Source organism: Psychrobacter sp. CX90, from assembly GCF_057396305.2.
Window position 1 is genome coordinate 1,287,566 of record NZ_CM182008.1, and the last position, 15,043, is coordinate 1,302,608.

Annotated in this window: 13 protein-coding genes; 2 read left to right on the forward strand and 11 right to left on the reverse strand. The window is 39.0% G+C overall.

Annotation, left to right across the window (positions count from 1 at the left end):
• Window positions 1–34 precede the first annotated feature (34 nt).
• From AC2SLN_RS05030 to AC2SLN_RS05075, 10 genes are all read right to left on the reverse strand, one after another.
• Window positions 35–1,081, reverse strand: coding sequence for an ABC transporter permease (locus tag AC2SLN_RS05030; protein ID WP_486548474.1), 1,047 nt, complete (start codon window positions 1,079–1,081; stop codon window positions 35–37).
• Window positions 1,082–1,084: 3 nt separating this feature from the next.
• The gene (locus AC2SLN_RS05035; protein WP_486548475.1) at window positions 1,085–2,155 is read right to left on the reverse strand and encodes a microcin C ABC transporter permease YejB; all 1,071 of its coding nucleotides are present in this window, start codon (window positions 2,153–2,155) and stop codon (window positions 1,085–1,087) included.
• A gap of 206 nt (window positions 2,156–2,361) precedes the next feature.
• Window positions 2,362–3,141, reverse strand: coding sequence for a hydroxyacylglutathione hydrolase (gloB, locus tag AC2SLN_RS05040; RefSeq protein WP_486548476.1), 780 nt, complete (start codon window positions 3,139–3,141; stop codon window positions 2,362–2,364).
• An 82-nt stretch (window positions 3,142–3,223) separates the two neighbouring features.
• On the reverse strand, window positions 3,224–5,074 hold the full coding sequence (locus AC2SLN_RS05045) for an extracellular solute-binding protein (RefSeq protein ID WP_486548477.1): 1,851 nt from the start codon (window positions 5,072–5,074) through the stop codon (window positions 3,224–3,226).
• Between the two features lie 53 nt (window positions 5,075–5,127).
• The gene (gene serC, locus AC2SLN_RS05050; protein WP_486548574.1) at window positions 5,128–6,288 is read right to left on the reverse strand and encodes a 3-phosphoserine/phosphohydroxythreonine transaminase; all 1,161 of its coding nucleotides are present in this window, start codon (window positions 6,286–6,288) and stop codon (window positions 5,128–5,130) included.
• A 258-nt stretch (window positions 6,289–6,546) separates the two neighbouring features.
• Window positions 6,547–7,422: a hypothetical protein gene (locus AC2SLN_RS05055; RefSeq protein ID WP_486548478.1), complete on the reverse strand. Its 876-nt coding sequence runs from the start codon at window positions 7,420–7,422 to the stop codon at window positions 6,547–6,549.
• Window positions 7,423–7,958: 536 nt separating this feature from the next.
• Window positions 7,959–8,843 (reverse strand): MetQ/NlpA family ABC transporter substrate-binding protein, encoded by an 885-nt coding sequence (locus AC2SLN_RS05060; RefSeq protein ID WP_486548479.1) that lies wholly within the window; start codon window positions 8,841–8,843, stop codon window positions 7,959–7,961.
• A 206-nt stretch (window positions 8,844–9,049) separates the two neighbouring features.
• Window positions 9,050–9,733, reverse strand: coding sequence for a methionine ABC transporter permease (locus tag AC2SLN_RS05065; protein ID WP_486530918.1), 684 nt, complete (start codon window positions 9,731–9,733; stop codon window positions 9,050–9,052).
• A gap of 2 nt (window positions 9,734–9,735) precedes the next feature.
• Window positions 9,736–10,491 carry a methionine ABC transporter ATP-binding protein gene (locus AC2SLN_RS05070; RefSeq protein ID WP_486530919.1) on the reverse strand — a complete coding sequence of 252 codons (756 nt, stop codon included), beginning with the start codon at window positions 10,489–10,491 and terminating at the stop codon, window positions 9,736–9,738.
• Window positions 10,492–10,849: 358 nt separating this feature from the next.
• On the reverse strand, window positions 10,850–11,056 hold the full coding sequence (locus tag AC2SLN_RS05075; protein WP_486530920.1) for a DUF2905 domain-containing protein: 207 nt from the start codon (window positions 11,054–11,056) through the stop codon (window positions 10,850–10,852).
• 413 nt (window positions 11,057–11,469) lie between these two features.
• Here AC2SLN_RS05075 and purD point away from each other — a divergent pair, with 413 nt between their 5' ends.
• Window positions 11,470–12,750: a phosphoribosylamine--glycine ligase gene (gene purD, locus AC2SLN_RS05080; RefSeq protein WP_486548480.1), complete on the forward strand. Its 1,281-nt coding sequence runs from the start codon at window positions 11,470–11,472 to the stop codon at window positions 12,748–12,750.
• 203 nt (window positions 12,751–12,953) lie between these two features.
• Window positions 12,954–14,384, forward strand: coding sequence for an ABC1 kinase family protein (locus AC2SLN_RS05085; RefSeq protein WP_486548481.1), 1,431 nt, complete (start codon window positions 12,954–12,956; stop codon window positions 14,382–14,384).
• Between the two features lie 118 nt (window positions 14,385–14,502).
• Here the strand turns inward: AC2SLN_RS05085 and AC2SLN_RS05090 are convergent, their stop codons facing one another.
• Window positions 14,503–15,000, reverse strand: a complete 498-nt coding sequence (locus AC2SLN_RS05090) for a GIY-YIG nuclease family protein (protein WP_486548482.1) — start codon at window positions 14,998–15,000, stop codon at window positions 14,503–14,505.
• Between the last annotated feature and the right edge of the window lie 43 nt (window positions 15,001–15,043).

The window sequence follows — 15,043 nt, forward strand, 5'->3', positions numbered from 1 at the left end:
CTCATAGATTAATGATAATTAATAGATGGTGTGACTAACCTCTTGGATCAAAAGCATCACGCAGTGCCTCACCGATAAAAATCAGTAACGACAATACAATTGTTAAACTAAAAAAAGCAGATAGAGCCAGCCAAGGGGCATCAAGGTTGTTTTTCCCTTGAGTCATCAACTCTCCCAGTGACGGCGACCCTGGTGGTAAACCATAGCCCAAAAAGTCTAATGCAGCTAATGCGACGATATTAGCCGTCAAAATAAAAGGTAGTTGAGAAAGACTTGACGCTAAGGCATTTGGCAGAATATGCCGAAGCATAATTTTTAAATCGGATACGCCAAGATTGCGAGCTGCCCGCACATAATCGAAGTTACGTGCTCTTAAAAACTCAGCTCTTACCAATCCTACTAAACTCATCCAACCAAACAGTAACATGAGCGCAAACAATACCCATATACTTGGACTAAATAAGCTGACTAAAATAATAATCATGAACAGCTGTGGAAGACCTGCCCAAACCTCCATAAAACGTTGACCTATCAGGTCAAACCAACCACCATAATATCCCTGTATAGCGCCAACAATAATACCAATCAGCGACCCAGCTATTGTCAAAGCCAAACCGAATACAAGTGAGATACGCATCCCATACAAGATACGTGCTAACACATCTCGGCCAGTATCATCCGTACCTAACCAGTTACTAGCATTAGGCGGGGCAGGATATGGCATATTAATTTCAACACTTGGGGTCTGATCCGCAAACTCAATCAAAGGCATGAGCATAAACCCATCTTGTTCGATAAGCGATTTAACGGCTGGATCTTTGTAGTTTGCCTCAGTTTCAAACACCCCGCCAAAGGTTGTTTCAGGATAGGCTTTAAGGATAGGAAAATACAAACTATCTTGATATTTAACGACTAAAGGTTTTTCATTAGCAATAAAATTGGCGCCCATACAAACAACAAATAAAATAAGGAAAATACCGAGGGATAGCACACCCTGTTTATTCTTTTTAAACCTTTTAAATCTGGCTTGCCAAATAGGATTTAAATAGGCAGTCTTTAGCGTATTATCATCTACAGCCATCACTTAACGCCCTTCAAAATCAATTCTAGGATCAATCAAATGATAGCTAACATCACTGATAAGCTGGAGCAGAAGTCCGACCAAGGTAAAGATGAATAGAGTACCAAAGATGACGGGATAATCACGTTGTAGAATAGCTTCGAATCCGAGCAGACCCAAACCATCGAGCTTAAATATAATTTCTATTAAAAAGTTGCCCGTAAAGAATATACCGACAATGGCAGCCGGCACGCCAGCAATAATAATTAGCATTGCATTACGAAACACATGACCATAAAGGACTTGATTACGGCTTAAGCCTTTAGCGCTTGCCGTCAATACATACTGTTTAGATAGCTCTTCTATAAAGCTGAATTTTGTCAAATAGGCTAAGCCAGCAAAACCACCTATTGTACTAGCAGTCAATGGTAATACTAAATGCCAAAAATAGTCTGTAATTTTACCAAGCGTAGTCAGCTGGTCAAAGTTTTCAGAGACCAGCCCTTGCAGTGGAAATATTTGCCAATAACTGCCGCCTGCAAACAAAACCAGCAATATAATCCCAAACACAAATACAGGTATCGCATGACCAACTGCTAACATAATGGCCGTTGTCTTATCTATACTGGAACCGTTATGCATGGCTTTGTAGATACCCAGCGGTATGGCAATGAGATAGATCAGAAGTGTACTCCACAAACCCAGTGATATAGACACAGGCAGCTTATCAAAGATGAGCTCCGTCACTGGTTTTCCTTTAAAAAAAGACTGACCAAAATCAAGAACCGCATAACTCTTAATCATCAACCAAAAGCGCTCAGGTGCAGGCTTATCAAACCCATATTGCTCTTTGATGGCTTGAACCATTTCATCAGATAACCCCCTTGAACCGCGATAGCTACTATCCTCTATAATAGTGCTACTGCCTAACGTAACCGCAGTAGAATCGCCAGTTATCGGTGCTTGCTCAATTTGAGCAATTTGCTGCTCAACTGGGCCACCAGGTGCGGCTTGTACTAAGATGAAATTGGCAAGTAAGATTAAGAACAAGGTAGGTATAATAAGTAATATACGTTTTAAAATATAACGACCCATAGCGACTAACCCTACCTAATATTGCCTATCTATTAACTGCAAACCGATTTATTAACGCTATACCAATCTATTAACTTCAAACACAACTATTGACATTAAATCCATGACTGATGTGCTTTGATTGATACTCTAAAACTATCATTATTAATAACTATAGCTATTAAAACCTTTCTTTTTTAAAATATATTTATTTAACGAGAGAGATATTAAAAATTATCTTTTAGTGCTCGTAACGCGCTAAATACGGTTAATGGCTTAGTATTAGGCAGCTCATGATGCACACTTACCCCTTGAATCACATTCTCTTCCATAGTACGTAGAAATACATTTACCTGTCTTTCATGGGCAAGTGTCACTGGTAGTGAGGCTTTACCAGCCGCTGTTAGCGCTTCTACTTGAGATAGTGTTTGTTGCATTACTTGATTATTAGGCTCAATGCTTAAACCGAATTTTAAATTATTCGCTGTATATTCATGTGCAGGATAAAATAATGTCTCTTCAGGAAGTTTATTAAACCGTTTAAAGCTCTCAAAAAGCTGCTCAATAGTGCCTGTAAATACACGCCCACATCCCGCACTAAATAACGTATCACCACAAAATACTTGTTTTACGTTGTCTTTTTCAAAAATATAAGCCAAATGATGTTCGGTATGTCCAGGTACAGCCCAGACCTGTGCCGAATACTCCCACATATTTACTGTGCTACCTTCTTTGACTACCTGATCAGGATTCACATTGTGCTCTGCGCCTGCAACGACATGGGTCATCGGATAAATCTCACGCAGCTCTGCCACACCGCCAATATGATCATGATGATGATGAGTAATCCAAATTGCCATTAACTCAAGACCATACTCTTCTAAATATCGAGCTACTGGCTGAGCTTGACCTGGATCTACGACAATGGCTTGTTTATTCGTATCATTAACCAATGCCCAAATATAATTGTTCGTAAATGCTTTAATAGGTGTGATAATTAAGCTCATACCGCTTCCTGTAATTTAAAATAAGTTATGGCGTTATTCTCGTATATCTCTTTTATTCTACAGAAGATTATTTGAGATGAAATTAATACAAATAGCTGCTAACTTTGGCTTCAGCGGACTGATCTACCCACCAGTAATCAAGACCTATTGCATTATCGGGTAAATCTTGTACATGGCGATATTTATCCCAATACGCTACTCGAGTGCGCGTCGTACCGTACATTGGTACCATATAATATCCTGCACGCAGCAACCTATCTAGCACTTTGGTATATAACACTATCTCATCTCGATTACTGGCAACAGTAAGTTTAGCTATCACCTCGTCAATCGCTTCGTTTTTTATACCACTATAATTGCGATTGCCTAACTCATCCGCAGCAGCACTGCCCCATAAATAACTCTGCTCACTACCAGGAGATAAACTCTGTGGAAAGCCACCTATAATCATGTCATAATCAAATCGTCGTAGCCGCTCAAGATATTGAGGTCCATCTACCAAACGAATGGAGGCATTAAAACCAAGCCTTTTAAGATTGCGGATATAAGGCAATAAGACACGGCTTAACTTATCATCGGAGATTAATATCTCAATCTTTGTAGGTTGACCATCCGGTTGATAAAGCCTCATATTTTGATAATAGAAACCAGCCTCTAAAAGCTTTTGACGGGCTCGTAGTAATGCCTCACGGTGATACCCATGCCCACCTGACTGGCTTAGACGCCATTCACTGAGCACCTTTTGTCTTTGAATGGTTTCAAGCTTTGGCAATAAAGGGTTTAATACAGCCATCTCTTTAGCATTAGGCTTACCTGTGGCTGCTAGCTCAGAGCCATGAAAGTAACTGTTAAGACGCTCATATTGCCCATAAAATAAAGTTTTATTCATCAATTCAAAGTCAAATGCTTCGCTCAAAGCTTGACGCACTCTAATGTCATTAAATATTTTATGGCGCAGATTCATGACAATACCCTGCATGACCACTGGCGTTTTAGTAACAATTTCTTCTTTTTTTATAAGTCCTGCTTTAACAGCAGGAAAGGTATAAGCGGTTGCCCACTTTCTAGCGCTACTTTCCTGTCTAAATTGAAACTGACCTATTTTAAATCCTTCTAGTGTCGTTTCTTCATCGCCATAATAAATATACTTGATTATATCAAAGTTAAATCGACCTTTATTTGCCATAATGTTTTGACCCCAGTAATTAGGATCTCTCATATAAGTCACACTTTGACCTTCTTGAATATTCGAGATTTTATAGGGGCCGCTGCCCATCAACGGCTTTAGAGTCAAAATATCAAAATATTTATCAATCGATGGCTTGGCAAAAACAGGAAACTGCCCCACCATCAATAAAATCTCTTTATTATCATCAGATTTAAAATTAAATTTAACCTTATATTTATCAACAACCTCAATATTATCTATATTTGATAGATAGCTACGTATATGCATTGGACCTTTGCTTAATAGCGCATCAAACGTGGCTTTCACATCCGCACTAGTCACTGGTGTACCATCCCAAAACCTTGCCTTAGGATTGACATGGTATATTACCCAACTGGTATCGTCAGGATCATAAGTTACTTTTTCTGCTAACTGCGGGTACAGGACGTAGGACTCATCTAATGAGCTCGTCATCAAGGTATCGTAAAGATATCCTGTACCACTCATCGCTATCCCTGTCGTCATCCACGGATTGGCGCTATTAAATGTACCTAAAGCAGATAATGATAATGTTCCCCCTTTAGGTGCTTCAGGGTTGGCATAAGGGAGATGATCGGCTTTAACATACATGGCTTCACTATTGTGAGCCAATGTTGTCACTGTAATAGGGGTGGCCAAAGCGCCAGATGAGATTGAACCTACAACCCCAACTAAGACAGTTGTGGCTATGACAGAGCCTTTGAGACGGTTAAACCAACTATTCATGCGTTTCCCAAACTTCAGTAATGCAGGCTAAGGCATATCCATTAACTTAAAAACTAGGCGTACTTTTTGGCAAATTTAGTCATAAAGTCACAAAGGGCTTGAACGGATTCTAGGCTAACAGCGTTATAAAGGCTTGCTCGCATGCCGCCTACATCACGGTGTCCTTTAAGATTAAGCAACCCCGCTTGCTCAGCTTCTGATAAAAACCTACCATCTAAGCTGTTGTCTTTCAAAGTAAATGGCACGTTCATAATAGAGCGATAATACGTATCTACCTTATTGGTATAAAAATCATTATCGTCAATTGTTTGATACAAAAGCTGTGCTTTCTGACGATTGATTTTAGACATCGCCTCAAGCCCGCCACGTGCTTCTAGCCATTCAAATACCAGTCCTGCTAAATACCAAGAATAAGTGGCCGGCGTATTTAGCATAGAGGCTTTACTTGCCTGATTGGCGTAATTAAGCACAGAGGGGCACCACTCACTCGCTTTGCCGAGTAAATCTTCACGCACAATAACAATAACTAATCCAGCAGGACCTATATTTTTTTGGGAACCCGCATAAATCATCCCAAACTTTGATACGTCAATAGGTTCTGATAAAATACAAGACGACATGTCTGCGATAATTGGCGTAGTAACATCAGGTGTGTCAAATATTTGCACACCATGAATGGTCTCGTTAGCACAGTAATGAAAATACTGAGCTCCCTCTGTGAGTTGCCATTCACTACGCTTAGGTACAGTGGTAAAGTCTGACGCTTTACTTGACGCCACCTCATTAACCCTACCTAGTCCTAAATTAGCATAACGTTTGGCTTCTTTAAGCGCTTTGGTCGACCATTGCCCTGTTGTTAAATAATCAGCCATACCGCACCCTTGGTTTTCTGAGCCTTCTGCTACTGCGCCTTGACCATTTGAAAGCAGATTGAGGGGAATGGCTGAAAATTGTAACGTTGCACCCCCTTGCAAAAACAACACTTTATAGTTATCTGGTATTTGCATTAAGCGGCGTAGACTTTGCTCAGCACGCTCTGCCACTGTCACATAGTCACTGCTTCTGTGACTCATTTCCATAATCGATACACCCCTACCTTCCCAGTCTAGCATTTCAGCTTGAGCTTTCAATAAGACGTCGGTTGGTAAGGCAGCTGGTCCGGCACAAAAATTATGCAAACGGTGTAACTTATTGGCGTGAGTTGCCGTATTCATTGTCATATTTGATCCTACATACTCATTAAGATATGGTTCAAAAAACAGATAAATTAATAAATCACTTTATAATGGTTTGATTTTTAGGTAACCGAGCAAACGCATTACTAAAGCATGTTAATTATCGCATTCTATTTTAGAAATAATTTCATTATTAACAGCTAATGGAAGGCTGTTATCTAATGATTACTCTTCGAATTTGGAGTAGCCAATAACGTAAAAACAGTAAATAAGCATATATCAGTGACGATATGTCAATTAAAAGTTACCAGATAGCAAGTGCCAAAGTTGCTTTTTTTGGCGACTGTCTTCTAACATCTCAGTTAAGTATGGCACTCTAATCAATCGATTATGATCGATACCTTCTGGTAATGGCGTCACTACCGCTAATTTGGCATTATCCCTTTTGGCTAATCGGAAAATAAAACCAGCAACACTAGCATTTGCAGACTCTTTATCACTGATACCTTCACAAATTGGGAATTTTAACGTTTCAGCGGTCAACGATAAGGCGTTTAATAGATTATGCCAAAGCGCTGAGGTCTGCTCATCTTTTAAAGCGTGGCCCTCTGCTAGTATTACCCAATCACCGTAACGCGCCCCGAGTAACTCAAATGGATTTACTTGCTCGAAGTGAGTTTCTTGTCTAACGGGTACACTAACCTCTTGCTGCATTGTTTGCGGTGGCGCTTCAATACCTGAACTCAATGATACATTTGCTAATGAAGGCTTATCTGATAAAGAATTCAAAGCCACGTGTTGGATGTTGTCAGAACCCTTTAGATCGCTTAGGTCATTAACGCCACCTGGTAAGGTAGATAAAGTCTCACTTTTTTCAGAATCATTAGACAGAACTTTCTCTACTCCACTGCTCAACACATTGGGTTTAGCCGGTTCGTGATCTTGTTCAGTCTCATTAAAATCAGACTCATTTAAATGGTTATCAACACTAGTAATCGCAGCCATTAGCTGATTAGAAATGCCTTCTACAGCTTTATTATAATCGACTACAACGGTTGGTATATGTCGTTGTAGCCAAACCTCTACCCCCATCATTGACAGTATCTGTCGCTGCTGAATGATTACCTTCATATCATTCGAAACTACATGAGACGGTGTACTTGGGTTAATCATAATTTCATCGAATTATTATAGAAGAGGTCACAAGATCATACGTTATATTCAAAAGATTAAAAATACATAACCATTCAAAATTGAATCAATTCCAGTTTAGCAAAGTTTAAGGTAAAGCTCGATACTATTTAATTCAGTTCGTTAATTTAGCTCGTTATTCAGTTCGTTAATTTAGCTCGTTACTATCTTAATTAAATCTTCAACCGTCATAGCACCTTAATCTGTAATCTAAACACTAATGGACTAAATACTAAGAAAGTAACTATTAGATAAAGCAAATATTAGATAGAGCAAAAAACGCTCAAAGTCACTAATGGGAAGCAACTTGAGCGTTTTTAACACAGTATAGTCGAGGTAAGACACCTGTACTCACAATCTACAATTGGCTATTTTTGCCTAGAATAAGCCACTACTTCGTTAAATTAGGATTCAATGGAATGACTATTTCAACCCATTCAACCCAATTTTGTCTCGTATCGTCTCATTTTATTCTAAAAACATCCTAACTTTAGCTTATGAATACAGGTTCTAAGTGATTATTGTACTGCTGTTTCCGCCTTCTCTTCCCATATTGCTGGGTATTTATAGCCTGGGAAAGTTTCGTGAGCATACTTTTTGAAACTATCTGAATTATAAGCTTCAGTAACGTCTTTTACCCATTTTGCATCTTTATCTTCAGTACGAATAGCAGACCAATTGACATAGGCAAAGCTTTCTTCTTGATATAAAGCATCCGTCAACTTAATACCTGCATCAGTTGCATAGTTGCCATTAATAACAGCGAAATCAACTTCATCACGGGCACGCGGTAACTGAGCCGCTTCTAACTCAATAATATCAATGTTCATAGGGTTAGTAGCAATGTCAGATTTAGAAGCGGTTAATGGGTCAACACCGTCTTTTAAAGTAATCCAGCCTAAATCACTCATCATTACTAACGCACGAGCAAAGTTACTCGGATCATTAGGCGCAGATACTTTCATACCATCATATGTCTGATCTAAACTGGTTTTTTTACCAGTATAAATTCCCAAAGGAGCCGTTGGCACTTGGAATACTTCTACCAAATCTAGATTGTTTTCTGCTTTGAAAGTATCAAGATAGGGCTTATGCTGGAAGATATTAATATCCAAATCACCTTCAGCCAGCGCTAAGTTAGGACGAACATAGTCAGTAAATGTTGTTAACTTTACCTTATAACCCTGAGATTCTAATTCACTTTTTACTTCATCACGAACCATATCGGCAAAGTCGCCTTCAGTAGTGCCAATGACAATAGTGGTTTTTTCTTGCGCTGCAGATGCATTAGCTGATGTATTTTCCTCTGCTGTATTATTGCTACAGCCCATTAACATCAAACCTGAAATTCCCGCTACCGTTGCTGCAGCTAAGACGTTATTACGAATATCTGTTAATTTCATACCGTGTTCCTTTAATTTAAAAAATAATTTAAAACTCAATCACTAAATAATTTAATACTGTGATAATTTGATACTGTAGTAGATAAATGACATTAGCACTGTCATATTGGGTACATCATAGTAAACTATTCATTTGACTAATTATCATGAAAAATTTAGAGCTTATTATGAGTTAAATTCACTGTCAGCCTCCCCGAACCACTCAACTAACGCTTGTCCAATCTTGTCGCTAACAGGTTACCAATACCTTGAATTGCAATAACCATAATAGATAACATAATCACGATAAATATCATGACTTCTGTTTGATAACGGTAGTAGCCATAACGAATAGCTAAGTCGCCCAAGCCGCCACCACCAATCATACCAGCTGCAGCAGAGTAAGAAAGTAAACTAATACAAAGTATCGTGATAGACAAGACTAATCCTGAACGCGCTTCGGTTAATAATACCTTGATAATAGTCAACGGGCTGGCACCCATGGATTCACTAGCCTCAACAATGCCGCGTGGAACTTCACGTAAGTTTTGCTCAACTAATCTAGCAAAGTAAAAAGACCCAGCAATAGCCAATACCAACGAAGCGGCAACTGGCCCAATACTGGTGCCAATAAGTGACTTTGTGAAAGGACTCATCGCAATCATCAAAATAACGAATGGAAAGGCGCGCATAAAGTTGGTAATACCACCTAAAACACCATATAGTGATTTGTTTTGTAACAGCTGCCTATCGCTGGTTAAAAACAAAAAAATACCGAATAGACCGCCAATAGTAATGGCCGCTGTGGTAGAAATACCTAACATGACAAAGGTATCGATAGTCGCCTGCCAAATCTCTCTGCGCAGTTCCCATAAGCGAGCACTAGCATCATTAAAAGTCATTGCTAACATTTTTAGTCCTCCTGAACTAGGCCATTGCCAATTTCAGTGTTTGCGATAATTTGACCGTCAACAATATCAGCCACTTCTAGTAAATGCCCGTCATGTAATAACGCTGCACGATTACAAATACGACGAATAACGCTCATTTCATGCGTCACTATAACGATAGTTACGCCTAGCCTTTGATTAACTTCTTTAAGGGTAGTAAGAAGGGCACGGGTGGTGTCGGGGTCAAGCGCACTGGTTGGCTCATCAGCTAATAACACTTTGGGATTTGGCGCTATAGCACGGGCAATACCCACTCGCTGCTTTTGCCCTCCAGACAACTGGCCCGGATAATGATTGGTTCTATCGGTTAAGTTGACGATTTCCAAACATTCCATAACCCGCTGATAAATATTATCTTTTGCATAGCCAGATACTTTTAGATTAAAAGCAACATTCTCAAATACTGTCAGGTTAGACATTAGATTGAATTGCTGAAAAATCATACCCACATTATGACGAGCAATACGCAGCTGCTTGGCATTTAAGTCAGTTAATACCTCGTCATCAATAATGACAGTACCGCCATCTGGGCGTTCAAGCAGATTCATTAAGCGTAGTAAGGTTGATTTACCCGCACCGGAGTACCCCATTAAACCAAATATCTCCCCCTGCTTAATGTGTAGAGAAATGGGTTCGACAGCTGTAAACCAATGAAGTTTGCCATCTTTTTGAGTCTGAAATTTTTTATATACTTGGTCTAAAACAATCATATCTTTCATGGCATCTGTCTTAAATATTAAGTTTACAGCTTATAGACTGAAAGTAAGGAAAATAAAATACTTGTAACCCTTTGCTAATACATCACACATTAATTAAAAGCTATGTAGGGACACAAAAAAATGGGAAGCGCAATAATATAGCATAACCTACCCTATAAGACATTATTTTATGCTGGATAATCTCATGCCGTTGTGGAATATAAGTGAAGCATAGAGAGTTATAATTAGGACAAATTTAAGGCGTGTTATTATCTCGATATGCATACGCTTTACTCATCATAGGCTTAGCCATACCTCTGGCAGATGTCATTGATAAAGGATAAATAGTTAGTCGATTGAGGAAGCTTTAGGACTTGGGTTAACGATTAAATAGATTAAGCAGTACACTTAGAACGATGCTCACGACGATCATAGTCACAATCGGAAAGTATATTCGGGTATTACCTGTTTCATAACGAATATCTCCCGGTAACTTACCAAACCAAGATAAAGCACTTGGAAACATTGTCCAAATAATGCCAATAACAATTAGAAAAATACCAATAGCGATTAAAACCTTGGGCACAGTTTTCTCCTTTAATATTGTATTTAATGTCAGCCTGATGATGGTTGTGCGAATTTTTATAATCTTGTCTTTATAACCTTTAAATCGACAACATGTATTCAATAGTTGACTATATAATATGCTGGCTATTGAAAAAAACTCCATATTATTTATGTGACGTCTTTTAAATAAATTAAATTTTAATTTCAAATAACAGAGTAAGAAAACTGCCCCTGTTGGGGATATTTTGATAAAATGGCTGAATTTCTGCTTAAATATGGATGGCGGTTAGACTTTAGTGGCTACTAAAACCGATAGCTATTTAAAACAATAGCCATTTAGAACTACGTCTAACACTCCATTTAACGACATATCAAATTCAACGACCTATTATCCATCAACCACATAAAACATTAAGCTAACAAAGGATATCTATGAATATTTTAATTATTGGTTCAGGGGGTCGTGAGCATGCTTTAGCATGGCAATGCGCTAAAGATGCACACGTCGATACAGTCTATGTTGCCAATGGCAATGCTGGTACTGAGCAAGAACCAAAATGTCAAAATATTGACCTTGATACCACCAAACATGATGAGATAATCAGATTTTGTCAAAAAAACACCATCGAGTTGGTAATTGTCGGCCCTGAAGCGCCCTTGGTGGCAGGATTAGTTGATGACTGCACTAAAGCAAACATTGCCACATGGGGGCCAACAGCGTATTGTGCACAACTAGAAGGTTCAAAGACCTTTGCTAAAGAATTCATGCAAGCTAATAATATTCCTACTGCTAAATACCAAGCCTTTACCGATATTGAAGCTGCAAAAGCCTATGTTACTAAAAATGGTGCACCTATTGTAGTAAAAGCTGATGGCTTAGCGGCTGGAAAAGGAGTTATTGTAGCCGAAACAATTGAGCAGGCACATAGCGCTATTGAAGATATGTTGGGTGATAACAAGTTCGGAGAGGCAGGTAACCGTGTCGTTATTGAACAGTTCTTACAGGGTGAAGAAGCCAGCTTCATCTGTATGATTGATGGAGAGAATATCTTACCTATGGCGACTAGCCAAGACCATAAGCGAATTGGCGAAGGCGATACTGGCCCAAATACTGGCGGTATGGGCGCTTATTCCCCTGCCCCCGTAGTTACTGACGAAGTACATGAAAAAGTGATGACGCAAGTGATTGAGCCAGTCGTTCAAGCAATGAAAAATGCAGGTCATCCTTATACTGGATTTTTGTATGCTGGTCTTATGATTGATGAAAATAATGACCCGTATGTTATTGAGTTTAATTGTCGCTTTGGTGACCCTGAAACTCAGCCCATTATGATGCGCCTTCAATCTTCATTGGTTCAACTTATTCAAAAAGGTATTGAGGGTAAGTTACCGAATAAGGCAGAATGGGATAGCCGTGCTGCATTGGGTATTGTTCTCGCTTCAAAAGGATATCCAGAAAGTTCATCAAAAGGTGATGTCATAACAGGCTTACCGTCTTTAGACAACAATAATAGCGTCAAAGTATTTCATGCTGGTACTAAATATGAAGAGGATCATGTGGTAACTAATGGAGGACGTGTACTGTGCGTCACTGCTTTAGGCGATTCAATTTCACAGGCACAGCAAGCTGCTCTACAAGGTGCTGCTGCTATTAGTTTTGAGGGGGCACACTATCGTCGTGATATCGGTTATAGAGCCATAAAACGAGACTAATAACACTCACATTACTCACTCTTTTGCATACTGTCGCTAAGGTGGTATGCTAGTTCCGAACATCGTCATAACGATAAAGTGAAAGCAAACACGATAAAATGTGGATATAATGAAGTTGATGAATTCAAATAAATTTGGTATCACTCATCGCCTTATCGACATACCTTCAACCCACACTGTGTTAATTTTATTATGGGTTATTCATGGCTAATTCAGCACCTCCAAGCTCAACTCAACACTCAAACCTTGACGCCCTAAATAATGAGATAAATGAGCTAAAAACATCTCGTTTTGATCGTCGTTTATCTATTGCCAAAACATCATTAAATATTGGTAGACGTTGGGCTGGTAATAGCTTTAGTGGTCTATTTTTAAGTAAAGAAGCAAAAGCATCTCGTAATCAAGAATTTATGAAGGATCAAGCGGAATACTTAGCTCAGGAGCTGGGTAAGCTCAAGGGCTCAGTAGTTAAGATTGGTCAAATGCTTGCATTGTATGGTGAGCACTTTTTACATCCAGAGATTACCAAAGCTTTACATAATCTTAATGACAGTACTGCCAGTTTATCGTGGCCTGTTGTAGAGCAAGCTCTTAAATCTCAGTTAGGTAATGCGCTAAATGATCTAGAAGTCAATCGTACCCCAATTGGAACAGCATCATTAGCGCAAGTACACCGCGCTACCATCAAGTCTACCCAGCAACAAGTGGTGTTAAAGATCCAGTATCCCGGTGTTGCTGATGCTATTGACTCAGATTTAAGTCTCTTTAAACGGCTGTTAACTGTTACAAATGCAGTGCCTCAGACCAAAGCACTTGATGCTTGGTTTATTGAAATTAGAGACCTTTTGAAAGTTGAGGTTGATTACATTACCGAGGCAGCAACTACGCAACGGTTTTATGAACGCCTTAAAGATGATGAGCGTTATATCGTTCCTGAAGTTATAGAGAACTATTCTAATAATAAAATACTGTGTTTAAGCTTTGAGGATGGTGTGCCAGTTACAGATGCCAACCTGCAAAGTTTATCGCAAACCCGACGGGATAAATTAGGTAAAGCTGCAATTGATATCATGCTGAATGAAATTTTCATTTGGGGAGAAATGCAGACGGATCCGAACTTTGGTAATTATTTAATTCGCTCAGAGCCTAAAGGTAAACCAGACGGACAAGACAAGTTAGTTTTATTAGATTTTGGTGCAATGCGCCAGTTTGATAATCAAATGCTTACCATTGCACGCAATCTAATGCTGGCAGGTTATCACTATGATAAACAACGAATGATTGACTCTATGACAGGCTATGGGTTTTTCGATACGATGAGCAATGATGTTAAATCTAATGTGGCAGACATATTCTTACTAGCGACAGAACCATTCAGAGCACCTACTCTACTAGATAATACTGCTAATGACCATGTTACTGATAAGGGTTACTATCACTGGGCAGCCAGTGACTTGCATAAAAGGCTAATAGAAAGCTCTGGTAGTGCCATACAGTCACGCGAGTTTAGTCTCCCACCAAAAGAGTTTATGTTTATAAGTCGCAAGTTTATCGGTGCCTATACTTTCTTGACTGTTCTTGATGCGCGAACCAAATCTCAAGATTTAATTAGTAAATTTGTACCCAGTGAGTAGTCAAGTGTTTTGCTATATGGGTATCTGAAGGTCAATATACCATCCAAAGTTGAGGATTTACCTAGAAAAAACCTATATTTTATCCATGAGTTGTGGATATAAACACTTTAGAAATCGCTTAATCCGCTACCTTCATCAGATGCCCTATACATTTACAATCAGAGCTTCCAACTTTTTCAAAGGGTAAGTAGCCTGTATCTATAAACGCTTGAGCAAGCTCACACTCTAGCACGTTTTCAGTCATATCTTGTTTGGTATCATTTAAATTCAAAGGTTTATTTTCAATTATCCAGCAACCTAATACAGTCATTTCTGCTCTCACATAATCAATATGCCAACGTTTCTTTTTATAGTCACTTCTATTAAAATGACGTCCAATACGCGCTGCTAATCCGCCTGTACCCTTGGCACTACCAACATACAAATAAAAACCGGACTCAAAACATATCGCACCAAGCGCACCTACTTCGATTGATTTTGCGCTATATAATGCTAGCTTTAATGCATATACACCTGATTTGTTGGGTAATAGGCTTGAGTCATCAATCCACTCCACTCTATTTAAACCTTTTTTTTGAGCTATTAAATCAGTAACTTTATGAGGTAAAACTTCCATTTACGTATCCAGAATATTATTTTTGAGCGCAGACAACATTCAG